The organism is Bradyrhizobium pachyrhizi, from assembly GCF_029714545.1.
Classification (GTDB): Bacteria; Pseudomonadota; Alphaproteobacteria; order Rhizobiales; family Xanthobacteraceae; genus Bradyrhizobium; species Bradyrhizobium pachyrhizi.
On sequence record NZ_CP121667.1, the window covers coordinates 7,272,857 to 7,297,018 of the forward strand.

Below are 24,162 nucleotides of genomic sequence, written 5' to 3' on the forward strand. Positions count from 1 at the left end.
TGCGCCGACCATCTCTTGCGTCGCAGCAGACGGGGGTCTTTGGCCGCCGCTCAGGACAGTGGCTGGAAAAGCACAACAGCGATGAGTGGCGCGTATGCGAAATCACCCCTGAAGCGCAACTGCAGTCTATTGCTTCGTTATGCGCATGTGGCGCGCAACTTTGTCCGTATCGTACGAAGTTCGCGCATCGAACACGACGCCATTCAACATAAGCTCAATCCGATCAATCGCCGCTCGACCGTGGTCAGTGCCCGGCGAGAAGCTTGAGCAATTCGAGCGATGGTTTGTGAAGCTCTTCGTGCCGGCAAAGCGCGAGAGACGCATTTTTGGGCGGTTAGCAAGGAGCCTGAAGCCGGTGGAACGAGGCCTGGGCAACATTCTACCGGAGAGCGGCTGTCAATTAAGGAAGACGCAGGTTGACGCTTGACAGCCTACCGAGCAACTGATCGATGCATTCAGGCATGGTGGTTTTGAACATTCATTAGAGCACCCTCAAATTGCACGTCGGGATGTGCCCCCAAATGCGCACGGATGAGGACAATTGCGATGAGCGATGCATCCGATACTTCGACGCCACAAGTAGAGAATGCGCCCAAGCGCGATAGCTGGGTCACACGCTATCTCGGCGACTTCCGACCCGTCCGCGTTTTGGGCGGCTTTGTATTGAGCCTCCTCGTAGTCCTCTCCGCGGCGGGCGCCGTGACCTTTTTTGCGGCAGCCCAATTCCAATCGAGGATCGCTGAATTGAGCTTGAAGGGTGCGCCTTTGACGATCTGGCGGATTGATCAGTTTCGGGAGGACTTCAAAAATTGGCCCGAGGCGATCAGAAAATTGCGCGAAGGCATTGCGCAAGACAAGATAAACCTCGCAAAAGACAAGCAAAATAATCTGGTGCTCGCGGCCGAACAGCTAAACGAGGCTGCCCGGCTTGCCGAGGACGTCAGATCTCTGAAGCAAAAAATCACTACAGCATCAGGTCAGTTGACGTCGATTTCTACGACCTCGCCGCCAGAAAGCACCTCGACTGTCCCTGAGCTGCTTACCCAACTGGAACTACTGCTTTCTCGCGACGACCTGCAAAAGCAGTTCGGCAGCGAACTTGCGCAGGCGAAAAAGAGATACATCGAGAATATAGAACTTCGTGCGACGGTTGAAACGAATAAAGCCAAGATAACGGGCAAAGAAAGCTGGATCGCCAGCCTCCAGGAACAGCGGCAAGATCGCGAACAGGCGGCTGCCAAGCTATTTGGAGATTCCAGTTCGACAACCGCGCCCGAACTCGTCGAGCGCATCCTTAATGTCACCGCTGAACTGTCTTCGCTCTCCAGCGTCTGGGGCGGAGCGGTCTACACCGTGGCGCTGTGGACGAACGATATGGTCGTCTTGTCGTTGCTCATCTCAATGGGAGTGCTCGGCAGCGCCCTGAACTTGCTCGCCGCATTCATCAGCAACGATCAGGACTCACTTTCGTTCGGCGAATACCCGCTTCGGCTTGCATTCGGCGCAGTCTTGGCCATCGTCATGTTCATTATAGCAAAGGCCGGAGTGCCTGTGCTTGCCGACACAGGAAAACTCGCCGGCAACGCTCCACTCAACCCCTACTTCATCTCGTTGCTGGCGGTTGTTTCGGGATTGATGTCCGATCGCTCGATGGCCGCGATCCGCGGGGTCGCCAGCTCGCTGCTGCGAAGCGTCGGCGGCGCCGACTACAGCCCGCGCTACAGTCGCCTCGATCTGGATGAGGCGCTCAAGGCCACGAACCGCGATATCGCTGGCATGGCACGCCTGCTGGAGCTGGATGTCGACGATGTTCAGAAGCTGTTTTCCGGCAACGACAAGGTGTCTCCCGACCAACAAAAACTAGTCTCCGCGTACCTAGGGCTTCCTTTGCGCGACCTGTTTTCTGACTTACCGGCAACGTGATCGCGGGGTGTCCGATCTTACGATGCAAGCTGATGTCGTTCGATTGAGCAACATTTGTGAACGGACTGACGCGTTAACTGGAGGATATCTAGACAAAGAATATCGTGGTCTATTCGGACGGGACCGGCCAAGATGGCGGCGTGCGTCCCGAGCAGCGAGTCAGTAACGTCTACAAGATGTACCGCGCATCCCGGACAAGCCCCGATAACCCTATCGATCCTCACGAACAGGTGGCCTTCTACGACCCAGGGCTCGGTACCGATATCGGGGCCACCGCCCTAACCGCGCCCTGGCGATTCATTCAAAAATGCTCGGTTCGGTTACTGGCAATGACATCGTTAGAAACATCGCCGATTGCTATACCTTCATCATCAACCAATACGAACCCGGTGATCTTCCTTGTCGGCTTTAGTCGCGGCGCCTACACCGTCCGCAGCCTGGCGAACCTACTTATGTTGTGCGGGGTGCCGACTAGGACACCAACAGGCCCGCTAATGCGCTTCCGGAAGTAGGTGGGCGACATCGCCACAGAGGCTGTCACGGTGGTGCTCGAGCACGGTGCCGGATATCCTCGTGATCGATATGCAGCCGAACGCCTCGAACAAGCGCGACGATTTCGCGAGAAGTATGGATCCGATGGAGATTTTAACTCCAACGTAGCTCCCTACTTCATTGGCGTCTTCGACACGGTTGCCTCGCTGGGAGCCAAGGGTTTCCGTCGTTTCGTCATCCAAGCCGGATTGGCTCTGGCAATCGCGCTTACAGTCGGCTTGGCTGCGGCTTTCCCCATGCTCGCAGTCACCTTGCTCCTGACTCCGTGGACGGCATTTTGGCCCACTTGGTGGGGTCTCCTCGCGCTGACTGTCCTCGGCATGGGCGGCTGGTGGGCGCGTGCACAGAAACAATCTCGCCTGAAGGTCATCGGAGATTTTCCCAACGCTGGAGATCCTCCGCGCAAACACTATGCAGAATGGAAGGACGAGAACTTCGATCGTCTGCTCAGCGTCTACGTCCGTTTCGGCCGTGCGGCGAACGCGATCGACGAAAACCGGAAGGATTTCCAGCGAGTGCAGTGGGGGACCGTTGCCGATGATCCAGCGGTCAAGTCGGACGCGGAAGGACCACCCAAATTGGTGCAGATGTGGTTTGCGGGCAATCACTCCGATATCGGAGGTAGCTATCCTGAGACGGAGTCGAGGCTCTCAGACAATGCCCTTGCCTGGATGATCGAACAGGCTACTTCCATACCAAATGGCCTGAAGCTTGGTCCGGTGCTCGTGAATGGCAACAAGCTGGAGAACACCGGCGGCGCTGGCACGCACTTGAACCTCTATCCCCGGGCGGACGGCGTCGAGCATTGCGAACTTGCGGGCATGCGAGACGCCATCGATGACTACGTGGAGAAGTTGCCGGGATGGATGAAATGGCTCCGTGGGCAGCTTAGCCGACTCAATTGGGACGAAGAGATCCGAAAAATACCACATGACGCACGCGTCCATCCGTCCGTGAGGGAACGGTTCAAATTGGACGAGGTAACACAATGTGCGGGACATGGCCCATACAGGCCTGAGTCAATGAGACATCACGACGAATTCAAGATCTACTATCCGCCTTCTTGAAGGTGGTGAGGGCCGTAAACGTGAGCGAGGTTAATGGCCGTCCCGTCGGAATCGCCGGCTGCTCAGCGAGACGGTTGACAATTCGGGAGCTCACCAGACCGATGGGCGCTTGAATACCCACCCAGAAGGGAGCCAAATCGCTATCGGCTGTGCACGGCATCGTTGATCTCCGTAATGACCGGATATGCCCGGCGGCCGAACAAGTTCATGAAACTTCGATTTCATCGGCCCTCGCCGCACTGGTGCGTGCGCGAGCAACTCCACCATGATCCCCTCGCGGAAGCAGGTTTCGTCTTCCGTTCAAATCGAGCGGACCGTTTGATGATTGACGTAATTCTTCAGCTACGTTCTGGGTAGATGCGAACGCGTCGGCGACCGCCCGTTTCGTCCAATTCGCCCCTGTAAGGCACGCCGCGGATGTTGAAATACGTCGGGTTCTCGGCGTCCGGCATCAGGTGCTGGCCCTCCAGTGCGCGGACGAGGTGAGGCGGAAGGAAGCGTTCGCGGTGCTCCCACCCGCCGCGGATGAGATACCCAAGGTCGACGGCGCCTTCGTGTGATGCACGAGCAGCACTTGTCTGCGGCGGGCGATGGGGCTGCTGCGACGGCCCGGCTGCTTCATTTGTCTGCCTGGCGCGAGGATGATGGATAAGACGAACGTCCCGGCGCCCTCCCGGTCCGAGCGTGGCCGAGTAGCGCTCACCGTTGATCGCAAACTGGCTTGGCCCGAACTGGTTTGGCAGCAGATTGATATTGCCCAGTACGTCAATCAGGACGTCTGAGGCCGGTTGCGAGCGGTGCTCCCAGCCGTCCCCAACGATAGTCCCGATATCCCGCAGTTCTTGAGAGGCCCCTGATGGAGCAACGAACGACGGCGGTCCGGCAATGCCAGATGCCGGCATCGAGTGACCTTCGTGCTGCAAGTCATGAGACGTCGGCGGATTCAGATTAACCTCAAGATCGCCGTATATGTCTGAGGGCGGATGCCTTGCGGATGATGATGGGGCGGGTCCTCCCGCCGTTCCCCTCAACAAATCCCAAGCTCCCTCGCTCGGAGTGGCCGGCATTGCTGGAAGTTCGTAAAACGAGCTGAACTGGGGACCACGGTACGGCGTGGATGATGAGGGTCCGGGTTCTCGGCTCGGCTCCCTCAACAAGGTCGGCGGCGTCCCGTCGTAAGGTACGCTCGATGATCGAGAGGGTCCATGGATCGTCTCCCGAAACAAATCCCAGGCTCCTTCGCTCGGGGTGGCCGGCGTTGCTGGAAGGTCGTAAAACGCATTGAACTGCGGACCACGGTACGGCGCGGACGATGAGGGTCCGCGCTCTCGGCTCGGCTCCCTCAACAAGGTTGCTTGCGTTCCGTCGTAAGGTACGCTCGATGATCGAGAGGGCCCATGGATCGCCTCCCGAAGCAAATCCCATGCTCCCTCGCTCGGGGTGGCTGGTGTTGTGGGCAGCGCGTGCGGCGCCCCATACGGCTGCTCGGGTACCGGACCGGCTGAATGCGCTTCGGGAGGAGGCATCCCTAACTCTCTATTTGCATCGTGAACCTGTTGATATCGGCCAAGCCTCAGCAAATCAGGGCCGATTTTCGTGTCCTGGGTTTCACGCTTGTACGCCTCAACGTCACCGGCAAACCCGTTGGTGAAGAGACGACCAGCCATGGCTCCTCTGTTGTGAGTTTGCAGCCAATCACTCAGCCTGGAAAGGCGCCGAGCCTGCCTATCGACAGTCTCCGGCTCGATCCTGTGTGTCGCCTTTTCCGCCGCAGCCCACATGTCGATCAAAGTAGCGTCTGCGGGGTAAGGATTCAGACGGCGGATATCGGCTGGCAGGGCCCCTCCCGCGCGGGCCTCCCGGAGCTTATTCAACGCCGTCTTCATGCGACTGCCACGTTTTTTTACCTTCGCATAGGTCTCTGCATCGATGTCCAGCCCAGAGGTCAACGCGGGGTCGTCAATTCGGGCTGCAATTGACGGCCGACGGTTCTCGCTCAGGAGGGCGCTTAAAGCGCGCAGATCGGCCACGGCATTTCTCAGGGTGCCATCGCTCAAGTTGCCAGTGGCGCTCGCCGCGAACTCCTGAATGATCGCCTCGTCCTCGTCGCGAAGCCCTCGCGTTCGCGCCGGCTGCTTGGCAGGGTCGGCACGAAACGTGATCGAAGAAAACTCTTGATGCGCCCCGGAGCCAGACGAATTTCCGCTGCTGTTTCCCCGGAACGCCTTTCCAACTTCTGACTTGATGCGCGACCACAGTCCACGTCGTTTGCTGTTCTTGGGCTCGATCGCCGACTGTACCTCTGGTAAGGCGTAGCGCGCGCTGCTGAAAAGATCTTCCTGCAAATTGGACTGCGGCGATAGCTGGGTCGCCCCTCCGCGTCGTCCATGGGAGATATCTACGCTGTGGCGCGCGCTGCTGAACGAATCGTCCGTCAGCCGCGAACATGATGGCAACCGCATCGAACCGCCGAGTTCAGCGGGCCGAATCTGTCCAGACCGCGCCTCAGGACTCTCGTCAGGTGAATTCGAGCTTGCCGTACTTTCATCGGGTGAATTGAGTTGCAACCTCTCGATCTGCTGCTCAAAGCTGCTTTGCCGGCCATGGGGCCGTTGTCCCGCCCGCTGCCCTTGCTGCATGGCGGCGTATTGCCGCACCCAAGCTCCTGCATTGAATGGGTCGACTGGATCCATCATGCACTCCTGTTCTCAGCAAAGGTCATGTGCGCTCGCACACCTATGCCCTCATTGCGGGACGCGGGCGTGGCTAGAGCGAGACTTAGGCCTCTATAGGAGACAGCTGTCGAAAAGCTGACGAGTGTAAGAAATCCCGGATCACAACGGCGATCGAACTCAACTTCATCGAAAAATGCAGTCAAAAGCGTCTGCGCGCCGGCGACGCCTGTCTGAGTGCGCTGATTTCCGACGAAGTCGTCCGCTGTTCCAATTTGATCTCGCCAAGTGCGAGGTTTCGGCCCGTGGACTCTCTGGCATGGAGCCAGGTCAACCGGGAATGGCGGCCTGAACCTCGGCCACTTCGATTGCTGTGAGCATGGGCAGCGCATTCGACAATCACAGCTCACTCATCGCGCTACATTTTGACCAGCTTCGTCAACCATCAATTGCCAAACCGGCACATCCCAACGAGCTGATCGGGAAGACCCGGACCTCATGCACGATCAACTCCTGGCAAGAGACGTATTGCGCACGAAACGTACACTGCAATGACAGCCCCGCGACGCACCTTCTGAAGCAACATCGGGCATGCTGGATGCGCGACGAATTTAAGATCATGCGCGGCCGTCTACGTCGCGACGAGTGCAGGTGCAATGAAACGCATGGACCGAGATAGTCGCGATCCGCGAGGGGCCGATGATCGATGCCTCAACGCTACACTAAAGCGAAGCGCACCGAGCCGCCATGCGCGATCTTCTAGACGCCCCTCTCAGATTCGAAGGCGACAACAACGAAAAGCTCCCAGCAGTCGTCTTGATATCGGCCTCGCACCTCGGCTAGATAGACATGGCTTCAAACTGGAGATACTGCAGTGGCGATGGGTACCGTGAAGTGGTTCAATCCGACCAAGGGATATGGCTTTATCAAACCCGATGATGGGGGACCGGACGTCTTCGTGCACATTAGTGCTGTTGAGAAAGCCGGCCATGACGGCCTCCCGGAGGGCGCTCGCATTAGCTATGAACCAAAGAGCGGCCGTTCGGGTAAGGTCTCCGCCGAAGATCTTCGAATTGGATAGGTACGATCAGGATAGGTCGAGCTGATTTAACGCCTCGGCGCTCGACCGTCCTGGCATCACACCTTCGCTCTGCCATATTCCTTCCATAGCATGACTTCGAGCTCTCCTGGGACATCGAGATGCTCAGGGAAATCCGGGAAGGGAACTGAATTTCCGTCGCGCACGAAGAGGGCGAGATCGGTCTCGCTGTTCGTTTCGATATGATGTTCTCGCCTCACCTTTCCGCGACTGGTATCCAGCACAAACCGCGTCGAGTTGATCCATGATGGCGAAAACAAGTTGAGTTGATCTGCAATGTGCCAGATACGACCCAAACGCACGCGGAAAGCCGCGGAGAAGTTGATCGGATCTGGAATGAAGATTGACAGATTGCGCACGCCCATCCCGTCGAGCTTTTCCAGTAGACGATGAAGTACGAGTTGATGATCATTGGTGTTTCGCAGCAATGGAAATTGATTGTAGAGCCTAATCTTGTGGCCTCGAAGGTCTGCGATCTTTTCGGAGACCTCTTCGCAGATTTCGTACGGGTGTACGATGTGGAAGGTGATGCGAAGGCCGTGTCTTGCCAGGATACCAATCTTCTCTGGGGTGAACGCCTTTGGTGCAAATACAATCGATCTGGTATGAATTCGGATCGACTTCACCGATGGAACCAATCGAATGCCTTCGATGATTGTCTCCAGCCGCGATGCTGGCAGCATCAAGGGATCTCCCCCTGACAGGATCACCTCAGTGACTTCCGGTTGGCGACGAAGGTATTCAATCAACCGGTCCAGATCCGCACCTTGCTCATTTGGCTCGTCAATAAACTTGTGCTCACTCAACACGTCCATCCGAAAACAATACTGACAGTGTCCAAAGCACTTCGACGTGGTCAGGAAGAGTACACGGTCTGCGTATTTTCGCACTATCGAGGTCTTGTTGGCCTGCCCACACGCATTTGATCTGTCGTTGACGAAATCCTTAACCTCGTTAGGCGCCCTCAATGAAATTCTGTCCTGGGTTGGAAAGGACACTCGGTGAAGTGGCCCCAGATGATTGCCCAGCGCCGCAACCTCTTCCTTGATCTTCTTTTCGTAGAACGGCGTGACTTTCACAGGAAGCAGGCCCTCTCTCATAGAGACGGTCTTGAACTCCTCATTGATATGGCGTTGATTCATGACAATCTCGTTCGATTGTTGCGGTTCGAAAAGTACGCAATGAAGGCAGTAGATGCGATGTAGAGGAGCGAAGACTTTGCGCTGAGCATGATCGGCGCGGATGGAATCACAACCAAGCCAGCGAGCAGCCACGAAACCGATCCGCGCCGCAGCCTGGCGAGCGCGGCGGCCGAAATGACATAAATGGCCAGAAAGTTCATTCCGGCCAAGCAGAACATTGTTTCGATATTTAGCAACCGAATCTGATCGGCGACCACGACCGTGATCAGACACGCAGCCACGAACAATACACTGTTTCGGGGAGTGCCGTTGCGCAAGTAACCAAGACCGGCGGGAAGAAAACCTTGCCCAGCAAGGTAAAGAACAAGCCGCGAGACGGCCACAACTGATCCGAAGAGGTTGGCTGCGATCAGCGATGTACCAAGCAGTGGAACCAGCCAGCCTGGTGCAGTCGGAGCGACTTGTACCGCAGCCTGAAATACTGGTGCATCAAAGTTTGACTTGATATCGGAGACATGCACGAGCGCCGCGCTGGTGATGTACACGCAGCAGACCAGAATGAACGCAAGGAACATGGCTGGGCCAAACGTCCTTCGAGGATTGCGAAAGTCCGCAGACAAGTGGGACGCGATCTCCCAGCCGGCAAAAGAGAAGAAGATCAGTGGAATCTGCCCTGCGATCGACGGAAGATCTGTCGGGCCACTGAATCGGGCACCGTTAGTGCGCACCGCTAGCATGAGCAGGACGACGAGCATGCCCACTAAGAGAAATAATGACGAGCCACCCACGAGCCTTACGCCACTGGAGAGTGTCTCGCTGCTCGACAGAGCAAGGCAGGCAGCAAGCAAGATGAATAGCGCGGCAAGGGGATGAATATCCACGCTGGAGCCGGTCAATTTTTGCAAGTAGGTCGCCCCCACAATCGCGATAGATGGCAAACCCAATACCGTTGCTCCAAAAAAGAGCAGCGCGACCAGCGACTCCAGGTACTGACCAAATGCAAGTTTGGCATAGTATGCCACCCCACCTGTGCTCGGATAAGCACTACCTAGAATAACCATTGTTACCAGGATCGGCGCGGAGAGTAGCGAGCAGGCTAGCCAAGCGTAGATGCCATCCTCGCCGAGCTTTTCGAATACTAGTCCCGGGATCACAAGAATGCCGGATCCAAGGATCACCGTGACGATGAGCAAAAGACCTGAGATAAGTCCCAGGTGTCCCTTGAGTTCGCTCTGGAGTTCACCTTTCACATCAGCCCTCGGAAGAGAGAGGCGCTCGCCCCAGGTCGCAATCACCGCGAACCTCACATTTGCAACCTCTTGATCCTGCCTATGTCACGGTCGGGAGACATCCCTCGCTTAACGCTTAAACCAATGGACCGCCACCCATGGTCTTGACGAGGCGAAATTCAAACCGTGCCGCAACTCAGTAGAAACGTAGAGGGCACTGCAGGGGTTCATCCTCGTTGTTGTCGTCGATCATGTATTGGGGCCACTGGGCTTCGCCTAGAAGGTACGATCCCAGCAACGGGCTGTGGGAGACGTCATCGTAGACGTCAATGTTGCGTCTGATCTTTGCCATGACAGCTCTGCCGCGCCGATTGGCGGGAGCTGCGACGTCAAAGATCTTACGAGGGTTGATGACGAAGGCTAGCCCGGCTCCCATGTTTCTGCTCCTGCGAAGAACGTGCGCTGGATGGCTTACGTTGACGAAGAGCTCGCAGCCGTGGAAGCACATCGTCCACGTATGGTGCGCAGGATCCTTAGACACGTGCGAAGGCCAGGGTCGCTGATCGTGATCTAGCAGATATTGCATCGCTTCGATGAAAATCTGCTTGAAGTTGTTCCTGGTCGTCAGTGAGGGGACCGGCTCAAAGAGCACAAGTAATGGACGGTGGCGGCTGATATCGAGAGTGTCGATATCGATCTCCTCAATGTAGCTGCGTAACCCACAAGCAAGATGGTCTAATTCATATCGTGACTTTTCGAGGTCATATGGGACGAGAAGGAAGCGTAGATTGCCTCGCCTGACCGCGTTCTGCGCGAAAAAGCAGGGAAAACCCGCGCGGCTCCCGGCCTCATCTTCGAACTTCGTTAGAATGTACAAAATCACTGCGCGACCCCAAAGGAACCGTTCAGTGAGGCCGGCGAGTTCACCCTGGTTAATCAGCATGCTCTTTCGCGCTCCAATTAGGGGACAAAGCGTTGAGCGGCGATGGCTGAGGTCGGTACGCCAGAAGGTGTTCCGCCGCCTCGGAGAGCACAATGTCCGGCGCCGATGTTGGGCGGGCCTGTCATGGATGACTTCTCCTCTATGGTGGAGAGCATTTGCGGGTAGACCTGCAGGGGGCGTGCCAAACGAGAAAGTCACCTTCGGATAATGGGATCACTCTGATGACCCTGTGTGATGTCCCTAGGTTTGATGTCGGCAAGTCGACAGTGAGGGTCGCTTTGAGACCACACCTCTGTGGGATTGAGCGCAAAGTTTGCCCAGGGCTTAGCTGGTCGGCGTCCCGATTTGATAACCATCGACGATGCCTGCGGAAATATTCGGTGAGAAGCTTCGTAACCTGACAGACTTGATGGCGGCAGATATCGTTGCATCCATCCGCGAATCTGATGGCGCGGCCGCCTCCAGGTGCTTACATCGAGATCCTTGAGGAGATCCGCGCCGCGGAGATCATGGATGCACAGGTGAGAGACGGCGATACCATCTCGCGTCGCGAGCGAGTAGGTCATTCAGCTTAGGTCTTGGCCTGTGCCGCTCAGTTAGATGTGGAAGCTCGCCAACGGTCTCCGTCGGATTTGTTCGGAGCCAGGGAAGTCAGAGAAGCTGGCGTCGGATAAATCCAGGACGAAGCCGGGACCTCGAACAAAGTCGACGAGGTCGTCATTGAGGTGCTCATCGATAGACCTAGATGCCGCTCACGTCGCGCCTCCACACATCGGATTTGTGATTTGAACTCCGGAGAAATCCCTCTCGTTAACCGTTACGACAGTACATTCGTTTACTCCCGCAACGGCTGCGATGATCATGTCGAGCCCGCTGCGCGGCTGCCTGGCAGTTTTGCCCTCAGCCGTGAGTCGCGCCCAGATAAGCCCGGCTTTTTTTTGTCAAATGCCAGAATGCGGCCGGCGAACAAGGCCTGAGGCCCCTCCGGGCCGGAGAACCACGCATCGAGAGCATCCCGCTTCTTTCCGCGTGGCTTTTCGAGGATGCCGCGCCGGATTTCCGCGACCGTAAGCGATGCGATGAACAGATCCTCATCTCGCTGTGCTGCCATCCAAGCCAGTAGCGCCTCTGACGGCTGCGGCTTGACGACATTCCTGATGATGTTGGTGTCGAGAAGATAGCGCGTCACAGATCGACCTTGCGCCCTTCTACGCGCGGACGCATCAGGTCGAGATCGGCGCCGACGAGTGGCGAGCGACGCAATGCATTCAAGATGCCACCGGCCTTGGGGGGCTCACCAGAAACGGCCTGTTGAACCGTGCGTCGGAGATTGCCAGCTTCCGGCCCCTCCTAGCTCAGCTTGCGCGCAAGCTCCCTGATGAGCTCGCGATCGGTCTCGAGGGCTTGGAGCTCGAACCGCACAATGCCACGCTTCGTCAGCCGGGATCGGTAATTTTGGATCACCCTGTTCTGCGCGCTCTTGCTCAGTGTCGCCTCCACACTATATCTGGATACATAGCCGAAATATCTGGATACATAGCCGAACCTTGGTTCGCTGCAAGGCGTCGACGCCTTTGTTAGGATGCGGAACAATCTGCGCAATGGAGAGACGCGGCGGTGGCGCGAAGCGAGAGGAACGACACGTGGTCTCGATTCGACGCCCAGAACCACTGTTGCCTCGTCGGGTCCAAGCCTGATCCTTGTCAATCAGGTGCGATCGCTCGCCCGGCAAGCCGCGCGGGATTTCGTTCAAGCCGAAACTAACAGCCATAAGCGTGACCGCCTCCCGGACTAAGGGGGCGTCATGAAGATCGAACTTTACGCCCGCTGCTTGTCCCACAATCAGCGCGACGAATCGATCGAAGATCAGTTGCGGCTCTGCCGAGAAGCAAGGTTGGACGATGGTCGATAGCTTCACTGATGGGAAGCTGCAGAGATGAGACAAAAACAGTTTCAAATGGACTGACGGTTAGCGTGCGTTCACAAAGAAATTGTGCGCCTCCGGCCCTTTCGCGCTTATTTGCTGAGAGAAGGCAGCGCGCTCAGTCGTCCTACGAAGCTCCACATCTCGCGCAGGTCATCGAGGGATACGGCAGTGACGTCGCTACACCCTGGTGTGTCCATCAAAACGATGCCGTCTGGCTCGACCCGATCAACGCAGAAAATCTTCGGCACGAAACAAGAATCCGACGCAAATGCGCTGCCGAACGACGACATCATCCCTTAATCACTTCCACGGAAAGAGCTCAACCGTCGCCCCGTGATGGTCCGATCCGTACCAACTTAATCTGCTACTCGAACAGAATTTCTCTAACTTAAATCAGCCAAGGAGCCTCGGGCCGAGATTGAAGCGATGCCACCCGCGAAACGTGCAAGGACAACTCTTCCGGTCCCGGGCAAGCTCGGCAGAGAGCCGGCTTCCTCCACGGACTTGGCTGGGACGTCGAGTCCATCAACGCACATCTCCGCGAGCTCGCTGGCACACACGGCCAGAGAGCTCGGCATTACCCAACCACAATGGATGATCCTCACGGTCTTGGAGGAATCTAGACCAAGGCGATAGCGTCGGGTCAATTGATGGCACGGCAGTTGCTACAGCACGGCAACACCAGTGCAGCGACGCGGTCACGCGCTGTTCTGGTTACCGCGGGGCCCCCTCCTCATCAAACTGAACTAAGAGAGCGAGCCTCTTCAGCACCTCTACCTTTTAGAGAAACTGGAATGTATTGCCCGTTTAAATTGCAAGCCATCCGGTCTATATGCAGCCAGCTCCGCTTCTGGAGCGATATGGAGTCGGGTATGTCTCAAACAAACTGGAAATTGGCGAAATGGATGGGCATGGCTTGCCTCGGGCTGCTACTGGCGGGACCGGCAAACGCGCAACCCCTCTGGACCTGGACCAACCAATATGGCTCAACCCTAGCGGTCAACAGCTACAACCAGAGCACAGGCGCGATTTCCGGCACCTATACCAACAACGCGAGCAATAGCTGCGATGAAGGCGCGCCTCAAGCCATGACAGGCTGGCTTGCCCAGACCAATAACGGCACGGCGATCAGCTTTTCGGTCAATTTCGTAGGCTGCGGCTCGACCACCGTGTGGACTGGACAGCTCAACGCTGCGTCGGGCTTCCAGGGCCTTTGGCTGCTTTCGCTCGCCGAGCCGGTGGCATGGAATGGCATCAGTGCCGGGGCCGATACCTTCACTTTCGCTAACGGCGACAGGTCGAAATTGCCATTAGCTGGTGGCGAGGCAGCCACGGGCGGCGCAGTTGAAAAGCTCTCGAACACGAAGAACCGCAAATGACATAACTAGTCTGCGTGGCGACGTTTCGAACGACGTTCGTCACGCAGTCTTCCTCGATTGCTGGCAAAGAGGCCAAATGCAGCAGGCACTTCACGGCGTCTGCAAAACAGCCGGCTCTCCATGTCGCCGGTTGCAGGCACTCGCTTCCCAAGACGTCGCATCGCCGTCGATGGCCTACACGCGAAACACCTCGGATTCGTCCGATGTTCGCGGCGCGCCCTGAAGGATTCGTCATGGTCATCGTGGACGAGCGTCCCTGCCCGGCTGCCTCTCGTATCGATCTGCGATCTATCTTGCGCTCATCGATTGCCGATGAAGTCCGATGGGCTCACCGGCCGTCGTCCGGGAGAGAAGCGAAAGGCCGGGCCGGCCTACGAGGATCTCGTATGTGGGAACGCAATCAGTCTGTACGTAGTGTACGGAATGCGTCATGAGCTCCGCCCTGATAGCCGTTGCGTGACCGCCCCACTCGCAATTTTCGGTGCGTATCATTGAGAGCGTTGGAACCGAAGACCCGCCGCGTACCTGCCCGCGTGCTTGAGGGGATCGTGTCGGGGCGAACCAAGCGCCATCAGCCCCACGAGCTACTCTCCCGGAACTGGAAAGCAGCCCGCCGGACTTCGCCGCGATCCGTTCCGCCGCAACGACTTCGCCTCCTCTCGACCCCGCCCGATCGCTTCGGGCCGAAGGTCCCCGCAATGGCGATATCGATCCGCGCCCCTGGTGCGAGACGGTTTCTATGCCGCGATGCGGCTCAGACGTCCCCGTGGGGCGCCGTTGCGGGACTCCGGCAACGTCAATCATGGCCGTCCGCTGCTCGGAGCCCATAAACCAGACGCGGGACCGGCGGTTGTCGGCTTGACGCTCACCCCAACGTCCCAGCGGCCGTCAGGGCCGTGCATGAATATTGGATGCCAATCCGCTACTTAGGTAGAGGCCGATCACCACGGACGTGACAGCTTTCCACGCTCACCCAAGTATCACCTCGGAACGGAGACCATTTCGCGGCCCCTCACTGCGCGACTCGCGGTTGTTATGAGCCGCATGACGGCGACGCAGCAGGATCATCGCTCGTATCAAAACGATAGAGCGATCGCACTTCTCGTGACCGCGCGTATGTTTGAACGTGATATCGCACCATGAACATCATTGTGATTCGCACGAGAATCGAATCGTGCTAAATCATGGTGAGCTGATATGATCGATCCAGCCAAAGTCCAGACGCGCAACGCCGACGGCATCACGGCGCCGCTGCGGCACGCGACCTTCCGCCGCATTTGGCTTGCGAGCCTCCTCTCCAACCTCGGCATCTTGATTCAAGGTGTGGGCGCGGCCTGGGCGATGACGCAGATGACGTCCTCGGCCGACAAGGTCGCGTTGGTGCAGACCGCGCTGCTGTTGCCGGTGATGTTGATTTCGATACCAGCCGGCGCGATCGCTGATATGTATGACCGACGTATCGTGGCATTGGCTGCGCTTGGCATCTCGTTCGCCGGCGCAACCGCACTGACGGTGGTCGCCTGGCTGGGTCTGGTCACACCGAACCTCTTGCTTGTGCAAGAACGCCGTGGTTCGCGTTCGGAGGATGTACGTTCCGGCGGTCGGGCTGGTGGGCCTCCGACCTATTCCTCTGACAGCTTTGAATCTGAGACGCGCTCCCGGCGGCTCGGCTTTTCAAAAGATCAGAGCGCGCAACACGTGCGCGACATCCCTCAAGCGCTCATAGACGGAAATCGTCGATTGGTGTCAAAGGGGCGTGTACTACGAACAACTACAATCACAGGGAAGCTGGCGAGACTTGCTTGCGATGCAGCGCGAGGCGCCCGGGTACGGGCCCATACTCGCAATTGACCGTTAGACAATTTCTGCTATCTTAGATTGTTATCTTAGCGAAGTTATATTTTGGAGGAAAGGCCGTGGCTGACACTCCTGCAATCGATAATTCGAAGACGATCTCTATTCCGCAGAACTTGATCTACGCAGGCGTGATCGTAGGTCTCGCCCTCATCTTCTTCGGGATCGGTCTTTGGTCGTACGGACGGGGCTCCCAATTGTCGTCGCTCATGACATGCGTCGGCTTCGGCCTAGTCCTCGCCTCCTTCGGATCGACTGCGAAGGGAGGCTGGGCCGGTTGGACTGTCACCGGCGCGGGCGCGCTCGCGATTGTCCTTTTCCTGATCCTGCAGCACTACCCGTCCCCCTCCTTAGTGCTCAAGAAAGGCCAGCTCCGAGGTGATTTCTCGAAGGTAGCGGACGTCCGCATCATCGATGAACAACCAATGTACGAATACCGCGACAGAACCACGTCCTCCGTACGATTCGTATTGCTGGAGAAGAAGCTGAAGAGCAGCCGCCTCAGTCTGCAGGTGGACACTACGGAAAAGGGCGACGGCCGGGAGTTCTTTGAGCTTATAGGAGACGCGGAGACGATCCAGTCGCGCTATCTTTCGGACGGCTTGGATGCCGACAAGCAGATCCAGTGGACGTTCGACTACGATAAACGCGTCGTCAAAGACGGCCGGGAGGTCATCTTCTCCGAACGCGAAAGCCTTGAGGGGTCCCGGGACGCCACGCGCCATGCAAGCTGGCTCAACTCCGATCCGATCACCCACCTGATCATTTCCGCAGCTAGAGCGCAAACGGCGCCGGATCAACCATCCAACATGAAAGACCTCATCGAGAAGCTGAAAAGTGACGATACTTCCGAACGCAGGAACGCTCGCGACCAGCTCTCCACAGGGGATCCGTCTACGATACCTCAAATGATGGATGCCTTCCGCGGGAGTTCTCAGAACTATCGCGTGCGTCTTGGCGTCGTGTATGCTCTTGATGAAATGATACGGCGATCGCCTAATCAGCGCTCGGCTATTTCGGCTGCGCTCAAGCTGGACGATTTTCCGCTTTTGGTGAGCGCCGCGTCGGACGACGACAAGACCGTCCGTATGCAGGCGGCTGAGTTCCTCTTTCTGTTGCAGGATCCGCGCGCCGTACCCGCCAGCGTCCAAGCCGCGCGCGATGCGTCCGACAACAGCAAAGCAACCAATCAGGTTCTCATCATCCAGCAATCGGCTCAGAGCCTCACCCCAAAGGCCAAGGCCGACGTATTTCACGATCTTACCACCGGCCCGGGAGCCAACAACGACCTGGTCGGTCAATCCGGCTGGATCAGGAGCAGACTAGGTTTCTGAATTCTCAATTGTGCGGAGACCTCCATTGGATAAGCCACTGCTCCGCGGCACGTTGAACAGCTGCGTGCGCTCCCGTTCGACGAGTCCGATCACTCGAACGTCATGATGCGGCCTCAAGAGATACTGGATTTCCTAGCCATGCGCGCCGGCAAGAAACCCGTCGCGCTTCTCGGAAGAGGCTTTGACGACCGCGCATGGACCGACGGCGCGGCGGCCTTCGCGAAGAAAGTTGGTCTTTATGTCGTTGCGGGGGCCGGATGTAATGCCGCCCCTAAAGATCCTGATTTGCCGGACTTGTTTCGAGCGGTCGCGAACTCGTTTGAAACGAGCATTATGGATGAAGAGGCGCGGCTGCTCGGATACTCGAGGCCACCTGCTATGGATATTGCAAAGGCAGCCCCGTCATGGCCTGAGAAAACGCGTCCAGCATTTTTCTTTCCGCCGGATGAATGTGCCCGTCCGCCTCCATCACCCGCACGCATGCGGACAGCGTTTCCACGACCGTCGCCGGATCGCTTTGCGCCATATGATCGACGGCACGATCGATTAGTTCTGGGGTTGGCCGAAGCCGACGAATGTAGAGACGCAATCGATCGTTTTCTCGCTGTCCGCAATCAAAGCTAACTCGCCCACAACACTTCGCGACGAAATCAAGAATAGCTCCCACTTCATCGGGCACCAACTCGCCATCGGCGAGGCCAACGGCAGTTAGGAGCGCCGCTCCATTCTCTCTGCAGATCTTTCTCAATCGAGACCAACGCACCTGAAATTCGGCCGTGGCGGCGAGTTCTGGCCCCGATGGCGGCCATCGCACCCCGAAGGTATCCGCAAGAAACTTACTCGTTGGCTCGATCACGACTCCGTCGAAGTCAGCGACGGCTTCGATGCGATCCACGCGGAAATAGCGTGTTGCCTTTCGAAGATAGCATCTCGCGACTAATACCGGTATCCCAGCGCCGGTATGACGGATGGCCCAAACGCTAACCGATCGAGTGCTGATATTTCCGTCAGCATCTTTGTAATGGAGAACGAACGATTGGCCCTCCGCATGTTCGATCGTACCTGGCGACGGTCGTAAGGCTCCAACTTCATCTTCGGTATCAACATCCGGAACTGTCAGCACTACCGCTGGCGCGACCGGCGGAGGAATGATAGCGTTTATCTTAGCGTGAAAGAATGAGCGAACTTCAGGCACAATAGTAGCCACACCGCACCTCCATTCTTAAAAACTCTATCTTGCGTTGTGTCTCGCCCAACTGCAAGCGCCGTGCTGCCGTTCCGTCGCAATCCGTTGGTCAAGCTGGGGCGCCCACTCGTCCGCCATGAAAGTCCATCCTCGTCACGCTCAACCAGGGGACCAACCCGTAAAATCACGGACTGCGAGTGACGCCCGCCTCACTTTTGGGCCCCGAAATTGATCGATCTGCCAACATGGATTGGTAGCACGCGAGCCGTCCCCGCATGTGCAATCTCTCTTAAGCCACAGGGAGCGCTTTTTCTTCCGCCGCAACCCTATTCTCGACGGCTGCCGTAGGTATGCGCGATTTGCCTCTCCGTCATTTTATAGTCTTGCGTCTTCGCCTCTGGAATGTTCACCAAGCGTGCGTCGGACGGAAGGACAAGACGAGAGCCGATGTTGAAGTGGGGGTACGTACCCCTGACATCGGGGTGCAACTCGGCTGCGACCTCGACATCAGACCGTGACACGTAGCGTCCGCCCCACTTCCCGATGATGTGCTTGATGGGCAAGGTCTGCCGCATCAGCCTCTTGATCTTGGTCTGGGCATCCAGCCACTCATAGGCAATACGGATACAATCGTCGTGCTCGTGCGACACCTCTCTGTTGCCATACCGGACCCGCGTTTTGGCTTCCGAAATTTTTTGCGCCATTAACACTTGTGTCCCCCTCCCGTGGGCGCGCACGCCCTCGCATCCTAGATTGTTGGTATCGGCGGCGGCTGGCTCGCTGCTCGGCTCGGAGCGACATAACCCACCACACTCGACCATCTGACATTCATCAAACCGAATTCAGTATCGACCATGATAAAGTCGTCGCCATGGTGAACATACGATCTCGAAGTCCGGCGCTCGACGTGGTCGTTCACGACATCCGCCTCGGTCTTGCCATACAATTCGAGAAACTGGCGCTTCTCCTTTCGCCCCATTGCACCGACGAAGACAGGCTCCGAGGCCGGCACGTTTCCAACCCAAGCACTCGGTGCCGGTCGGTCTATCCGGCTAATATCGAGAACGCGAAATAGGAGGCCTCGGCGGCTGGTCGCCGTCCACATCTCCTCAGCCTTGGCGAGCAAGCGAAGCCCTGCTTTCTTGTTCGCCTCCGCGACGGCCGACTCGATGAAGCCAAGTGCCGCGCTGGCACCGATAGCCCATGCCGGAGAGCCAATGAAGCCAATACCTGTCGACACGGTACCGAGATTTCGGGCCGCTCCCCAATTCGTCGGCTGGATACAGTTCGATGCCCTGCACCTTCAGCGTTTGTCCCGACGGAAGCAACAAAACGGCCTGATCAGATGCGTTATCGTAAAGAGTCAAAAGTCGCCCTCCGTGACCAAACCCCAGCGCCGAAGTTCGGATGCCGGGGTATGAAGAGTGAATTATCTGTGGGTGCCGTACCGGTTGCCAGTGCTGAGATTCCGATACGAGCCGCCCCTATGAGACGATCCTGATCCGCCGAAGTAGGAACCGCCGTGACTAGAGGTGTGATGACCCTCCACCGTAGGAAACCCGGCCTCCGCCGTGTCCGCCGCCTCTGGCTTGTGCGAACGCCGTTGAGCAAAGCAGTGCGACTGCGACAATCACGATTTTCTTCAAGCAGTTGTCCTTGAATGCCCCAAATTCGAGACGGGCTCTAAATTCAAGAAGCGCAATTCAATCACAAGATGAATATCTTTCGCGCACACACAACTAACGTCTAGTGCGATGACCTGCCACGCCCTATTGATCTCGCCTGCTGGTTGCGCTCTATTTTTTAGATTATGCGAGGCGGGGTTGTTATTTTGCTCTTGGGCGTTACCGCCCTCGGAGCCTATTTAATTGGTCGTCACGGTGCGCCGACAAGCGTGCCAACACCGCCTGTTGCGCAGCAATCCGCCGCCATAGCGAAGCCCCTCGCCTTCACAGTTCCACCGGTCGTTGTCGCGCCGCCAAAGCCGACAATCGCCGCGTGGCCGCCATCATCCATCCCAAGTTCCGCACCGGCCAAAAGCAATCCACCTGACAAGGTGCCCGAGCCCAAGCGCAAGGTCGAGGCCGCTCTGACCGCCGCCGCCATCGTCGCTATCCTGATCAAGGCGAGCCGGGATCAATATCACTCGACTGGTAAGCCCTGCGCGTGTCCGGATGACATAATGCGCAACGGTCGATCTTGCGGTGCGAGGAGCGCCTACTCGCGGCCCGGCGGTGCTGCCCCAATCTGCTATCCGCATGACGTGACGAGCGCGATGATCGACGCCTATCGTCAGCGCGTGGCTTCGAGATGATTTGATACGACTTTAATCCCAACGGCAGCGATCATGCCTCTTTCTGGACTCCATCGCAAGTGACCGACGAGAAAAACAACAACGATGCGAACGGTGACGCGATGTCCGCTGGTACTTTCCTGGAGAGTCTCTATGGAGACCCGCTCGGCGAAGAAACCATGCGCACGGCGCGACATCTTATCGTGACATCGGCGATCTGCATGACGGCTGTGCTCTTCAACGTCCGTCTCCAAGCCACGAGCCTCGTTCCCTTGGATTTCGGATGGCGCTCAGATGTGCTGTCGATGCTGCTTGCGCTTGGAGTCTTGTTGCTACTGGTGACCTTTCTCCTCCGCGCATCGACCGATCTATTGCGTGATCGTGAGACCGGCGTGCTGGTGACCCGATACATCGAGGGAGAGCGCACAAAGGCCGCTCTCGCCTCGGCGAGGTCAGCCGACGATTATATGGTTCAGCAGGAACGCGAGATGCGCGAGGGCGACTATACTCCGGAACCCGAGCCTTGGTGGGATGCGTATGGCAAGGTAGAAGATGCCGCCAATGCTGCTGTCAGAAAGGCGGAGGGCCGCATCGGGATCAGGCGGCTTCCTCGCGTGCTCAGGCACGTGCGCAAGAGTCTGGAGGTTTGCGTGCCAGTTGCCATCGGGCTTCTAGCGCTCACTCTTGCACGAACATCCCTCGCGGGATTTGCAAAGGCGTTGGTCGGCTCCTTTGCGCCGTAGTCTGGGAAATCCACCAATGGCTCGTTTGTTCAGTTGGCCTGCTCTAGGAGTTGCTCTTGCGGTCGGGCTGGCTGGCTTGATAGGCGGCGACCTGCTCTATCAAGCCAAGCAAGACGATTGGTCGATACCCGAGCTATCGGCAATGCGAGCCTACCGTGTCTGGCTCATGTCAGACGAGCAAATTCGTCAGTTGCGAGCGGATGCAGTGACCGAAGAGGCCAACCTCAAACGCTCCGACAAGGTAATGCGAGATAAAGCTTGGTAGGAAATTGGGGCGCGCCAACAGCGATGCAACGATCTTGTCTATCGAATGCGAAACGCGAATGAATGCAGTCGAGGTATTCCTCTCGGCTTGATGTATGACGCTGCGGGCCTCACACCGTCGGTGGATCAGGTCTTCGAGGAGGCACTCCTCGGGGTGTGCCGCTTCGTAAGGACGAAACAGGACGCCCGAATCAACAAGTGTTTGCCTGCAGCGCCCAACTGAGGGCGACGCGGGACCCTCGCGCTAAGGCCGTAACTCGTCGATTGGGACGCTGGGAGTATCGAATGCACAGGTTTGCTCTGCTGATCGTGCTGTTCTCGTCGGGCATCGGCATCGCTCATGCTGAGGACAAAGCGCCACCCAGCCGACTTGAGAGCATCACAAAGTCCGCTCGCGATTTGATGCCTTCGATGCCAGCCGTCTCGCTGCCATCAATGCCTGATCTATCGCTGCCCGATTTTTCGGATGCGACGGGAAAATTTACCGGTGAATTCAGTGCCTTTATGCAGCAACTCGGTGAGGCCCTGCCGATTCTCGAACAGATGGGTTACGAGGTCACGACGTTTCGGGTGACGTGGGGTCTGCCGCCAAAAGCTCGGCTGCGCTTGAAGTCGAGCGGAAACGCGGATGTTCAGAAGGTGAATGCCATCGCCGCTAAAGCGACCGGCGGCGGTCTCTTGGTGTCCACTGTAATCAGCAGCGCCGCGATGGCACAGCGCATTCAAAGCACGATGAAGATGGGAACCGCCTACCTTGATATCGACTTCGCCGTGCCGCCCAAAATCAGCATGAAGTTCATTGGCGCAGGTGCCAACGAAAGCCACGCACCTCGTGACCTGGATGACCTGGAGATCGCCTGCAAATAATCGGGGTTCAACGGTTCCGGGACGCGACGGTGCGCCCGATAGGAAGCTTGCCAAGCCACCACCTCGGACAGACAATACCGAGCCCATGACGTCAGACCAAGATCGAGACCAGAAGGCGGCGGCGACGACGAGGTCGGAAAGGGACCCGCCGTATTTGGAGGAGGTGATCACTGAGGTGATGGCGGCGTACCCTGCCCTGACAAGAGAGAAAGTCCGGGAAGACGCTCTTGGAGGCGGGCGCGTAAGACGATTTCGATACCCGATCGCAGGTCCCGGGGGTTAGGCTGCAGGAGCTTGCGGCGCGCCGCGCACGGGGGATCTATATCGTCCCGCTCCGCCGGTGGCCCTGCCTTGGGCCGTTAAACGCCTGTCAGGATTTTGGCGGGAAAACATCTTTTTCGGTTCCCCAATTTCCGAGGGCGCGAGGCACATGACCAATCAACTGTTAGGGCGTCTTGAGCGAGTTGAGCTTCGCGACATCTGGACCAGCGAGGCCACCAGCTTCACGCCGTGGCTCGCGCGGCCGGAAAATATCACCATTCTTGGTGAGACCTTGAACATCGACCTCGAATTGGAGGCGCAGGAACGGGCAGTCGGTCCATTCCGGGCGGACCTTCTGTGTAAGGACATCGACACCGACCGCTGGGTGCTGATCGAAAATCAACTTGAGCGCACCGACCACACTCATCTCGGGCAGCTCTTGACTTACGCGTCGGGTTTAGAGGCTGTCATCATCGTGTGGATTGCCGCGCGCTTTACGGAGGAGCACCGCTCAACGCTCGATTGGCTGAACAAGATCACCAACGAGAGCTTCCGCTTCTTTGGTTTGGAAGTGGAGTTGTGGCGAATTGGCACTTCACCGGCCGCTCCGAAATTCAACATCGTTTCCAAGCCAAACGAGTGGTCAACCTCGGTAGCGAAAGCCGCGCGCGTGATCGATGATGGCGAGCAGTCCGAGACCAAACTCATGCAGGCGCGATATTGGGCGGCGCTGAATGCGAAGCTCGACGAGATCGGCGGTCCGATCTCGGGAAAGCGCAAGGCGCAGCCTCAATCTTGGATTCATTACCGGATAGGCCGAAGCCACATGGGCATCGGCGGAGCGATGAACACTCAGAAGAAGCAAATCCGGGCTGAACTCTATCTGACCGGATCACCGGCAAAGACGATCTTCGGGCTCCTGAGGGATCAGAAAGTCGAGATCGAGCGTGAACTCGGCTACGCGCTGGAATGGCAAGAGCTCCCCGATGGGCAGGACTCCCGCATCGCCGTCTTTCTCGATCAAGCCGACCCGGCCAACGAATCGGATTGGTCGCGTCAACTCATATGGTTGGCCCAGCGGCTGAACGAAATGCACCGGGTTTTCGCCCCTCGCGTGAGAGACCTCACATTCTGACGGCCTGTTGCAACTCTTGGACATGAAACGGCCGGAGCTCAGGCCGCTGGGGCCGTTGATCAGCACCTGGCGCACTACACCCTCAGGCACTCGCGCTGATTGGAACCCAAAAGCTGGAGGTTGTACAGGGCCGTTTCCTCCTCAGGCCGGCGCTTCATACGCGGGGAGCACGCCGGTTGTCGTTCAGAATCTCGGAGGCGGAGTAGCAATGGCCAGTGGCGGAACTCCAATGTTCGCGCCCAACCAAGGTCTGGTCATTAAAATGTTCAAAGACGGAGATCCGGCATCGGCG

Annotated in this window: 17 protein-coding genes and 3 pseudogenes; 11 read left to right on the plus strand and 9 right to left on the minus strand. The window is 57.6% G+C overall.

What is annotated here, in order from left to right; genetic code table 11:
• Positions 1-546: 546 nt before the first annotated feature.
• From QA639_RS34360 to QA639_RS34365, 3 genes are all read left to right on the plus strand, one after another.
• On the plus strand, positions 547-1,923 hold the full coding sequence (locus QA639_RS34360; protein ID WP_283088299.1) for a coiled-coil domain-containing protein: 1,377 nt from the start codon (positions 547-549) through the stop codon (positions 1,921-1,923).
• Positions 1,924-2,063: 140 nt separating this feature from the next.
• Positions 2,064-2,435 (plus strand): T6SS phospholipase effector Tle1-like catalytic domain-containing protein, encoded by a 372-nt coding sequence (locus QA639_RS42040; RefSeq protein ID WP_428841198.1) that lies wholly within the window; start codon positions 2,064-2,066, stop codon positions 2,433-2,435.
• Positions 2,436-3,542: a phospholipase effector Tle1 domain-containing protein gene (locus tag QA639_RS34365; protein WP_346283710.1), complete on the plus strand. Its 1,107-nt coding sequence runs from the start codon at positions 2,436-2,438 to the stop codon at positions 3,540-3,542.
• 338 nt (positions 3,543-3,880) lie between these two features.
• On the opposite strand, the gene QA639_RS34370 is transcribed toward QA639_RS34365, so the two are convergent.
• Positions 3,881-6,235, minus strand: a complete 2,355-nt coding sequence (locus QA639_RS34370) for a hypothetical protein (protein WP_283088300.1) — start codon at positions 6,233-6,235, stop codon at positions 3,881-3,883.
• Positions 6,236-7,088: 853 nt separating this feature from the next.
• On the opposite strand from QA639_RS34370, the gene QA639_RS34375 reads away from it, so the two are divergent.
• Positions 7,089-7,295: a cold-shock protein gene (locus tag QA639_RS34375; RefSeq protein ID WP_283088301.1), complete on the plus strand. Its 207-nt coding sequence runs from the start codon at positions 7,089-7,091 to the stop codon at positions 7,293-7,295.
• A 56-nt stretch (positions 7,296-7,351) separates the two neighbouring features.
• Here the strand turns inward: QA639_RS34375 and QA639_RS34380 are convergent, their stop codons facing one another.
• From QA639_RS34380 to QA639_RS34400, 5 genes and pseudogenes are all read right to left on the minus strand, one after another.
• A complete protein-coding gene (locus QA639_RS34380; protein ID WP_283088302.1) occupies positions 7,352-8,455 on the minus strand; it encodes a radical SAM protein in 1,104 nt (367 codons plus the stop codon).
• The gene (locus QA639_RS34385) at positions 8,452-9,750 is read right to left on the minus strand and encodes an APC family permease (protein WP_283088303.1); all 1,299 of its coding nucleotides are present in this window, start codon (positions 9,748-9,750) and stop codon (positions 8,452-8,454) included. The genes QA639_RS34380 and QA639_RS34385 overlap by 4 nt, the downstream gene beginning before the upstream one ends.
• A 130-nt stretch (positions 9,751-9,880) precedes the next feature.
• Entirely contained in the window at positions 9,881-10,627 is a 747-nt protein-coding gene (locus tag QA639_RS34390; RefSeq protein ID WP_283088304.1) for a YqcI/YcgG family protein, read from the minus strand.
• A gap of 752 nt (positions 10,628-11,379) precedes the next feature.
• Positions 11,380-11,816 (minus strand): annotated as a pseudogene (locus QA639_RS34395) (PIN domain-containing protein).
• Positions 11,813-12,115: pseudogene (locus QA639_RS34400) on the minus strand (hypothetical protein). The pseudogenes QA639_RS34395 and QA639_RS34400 overlap by 4 nt, the downstream one beginning before the upstream one ends.
• A gap of 1,311 nt (positions 12,116-13,426) precedes the next feature.
• Here QA639_RS34400 and QA639_RS34405 point away from each other — a divergent pair.
• The 3 genes and pseudogenes from QA639_RS34405 to QA639_RS34415 all read left to right on the plus strand — a co-directional run bounded on the left by QA639_RS34405 (position 13,427) and on the right by QA639_RS34415 (position 17,121).
• Positions 13,427-13,933, plus strand: a complete 507-nt coding sequence (locus QA639_RS34405) for an avidin/streptavidin family protein (RefSeq protein ID WP_283088305.1) — start codon at positions 13,427-13,429, stop codon at positions 13,931-13,933.
• 1,197 nt (positions 13,934-15,130) lie between these two features.
• Positions 15,131-15,490 (plus strand): annotated as a pseudogene (locus QA639_RS34410) (MFS transporter); the annotation flags it as partial.
• 359 nt (positions 15,491-15,849) lie between these two features.
• Positions 15,850-17,121: a hypothetical protein gene (locus QA639_RS34415; protein WP_283088306.1), complete on the plus strand. Its 1,272-nt coding sequence runs from the start codon at positions 15,850-15,852 to the stop codon at positions 17,119-17,121.
• Positions 17,122-17,497: 376 nt separating this feature from the next.
• Here QA639_RS34415 and QA639_RS34420 read toward each other — a convergent pair whose 3' ends face one another.
• The 3 genes from QA639_RS34420 to QA639_RS34430 all read right to left on the minus strand — a co-directional run bounded on the left by QA639_RS34420 (position 17,498) and on the right by QA639_RS34430 (position 19,547).
• Positions 17,498-18,328, minus strand: coding sequence for a WYL domain-containing protein (locus tag QA639_RS34420; protein WP_283088307.1), 831 nt, complete (start codon positions 18,326-18,328; stop codon positions 17,498-17,500).
• Positions 18,329-18,633: 305 nt separating this feature from the next.
• Positions 18,634-19,011 carry a hypothetical protein gene (locus QA639_RS34425; RefSeq protein WP_283088308.1) on the minus strand — a complete coding sequence of 126 codons (378 nt, stop codon included), beginning with the start codon at positions 19,009-19,011 and terminating at the stop codon, positions 18,634-18,636.
• A gap of 44 nt (positions 19,012-19,055) precedes the next feature.
• Entirely contained in the window at positions 19,056-19,547 is a 492-nt protein-coding gene (locus tag QA639_RS34430) for a hypothetical protein (protein WP_283088309.1), read from the minus strand.
• A gap of 1,133 nt (positions 19,548-20,680) precedes the next feature.
• Between QA639_RS34430 and QA639_RS34435 the strand changes: the two genes are divergently transcribed.
• From QA639_RS34435 to QA639_RS34450, 4 genes are all read left to right on the plus strand, one after another.
• Complete coding sequence (locus QA639_RS34435; protein WP_283088310.1) at positions 20,681-21,343, plus strand: hypothetical protein; 663 nt, start codon at positions 20,681-20,683, stop codon at positions 21,341-21,343.
• Between the two features lie 16 nt (positions 21,344-21,359).
• On the plus strand, positions 21,360-21,608 hold the full coding sequence (locus QA639_RS34440) for a hypothetical protein (protein ID WP_283088311.1): 249 nt from the start codon (positions 21,360-21,362) through the stop codon (positions 21,606-21,608).
• 284 nt (positions 21,609-21,892) lie between these two features.
• A complete protein-coding gene (locus QA639_RS34445) occupies positions 21,893-22,474 on the plus strand; it encodes a hypothetical protein (RefSeq protein ID WP_283088312.1) in 582 nt (193 codons plus the stop codon).
• Positions 22,475-22,904: 430 nt separating this feature from the next.
• Entirely contained in the window at positions 22,905-23,870 is a 966-nt protein-coding gene (locus tag QA639_RS34450) for a DUF4268 domain-containing protein (protein ID WP_283088313.1), read from the plus strand.
• The last annotated feature ends 292 nt before the right edge of the window (positions 23,871-24,162 follow it).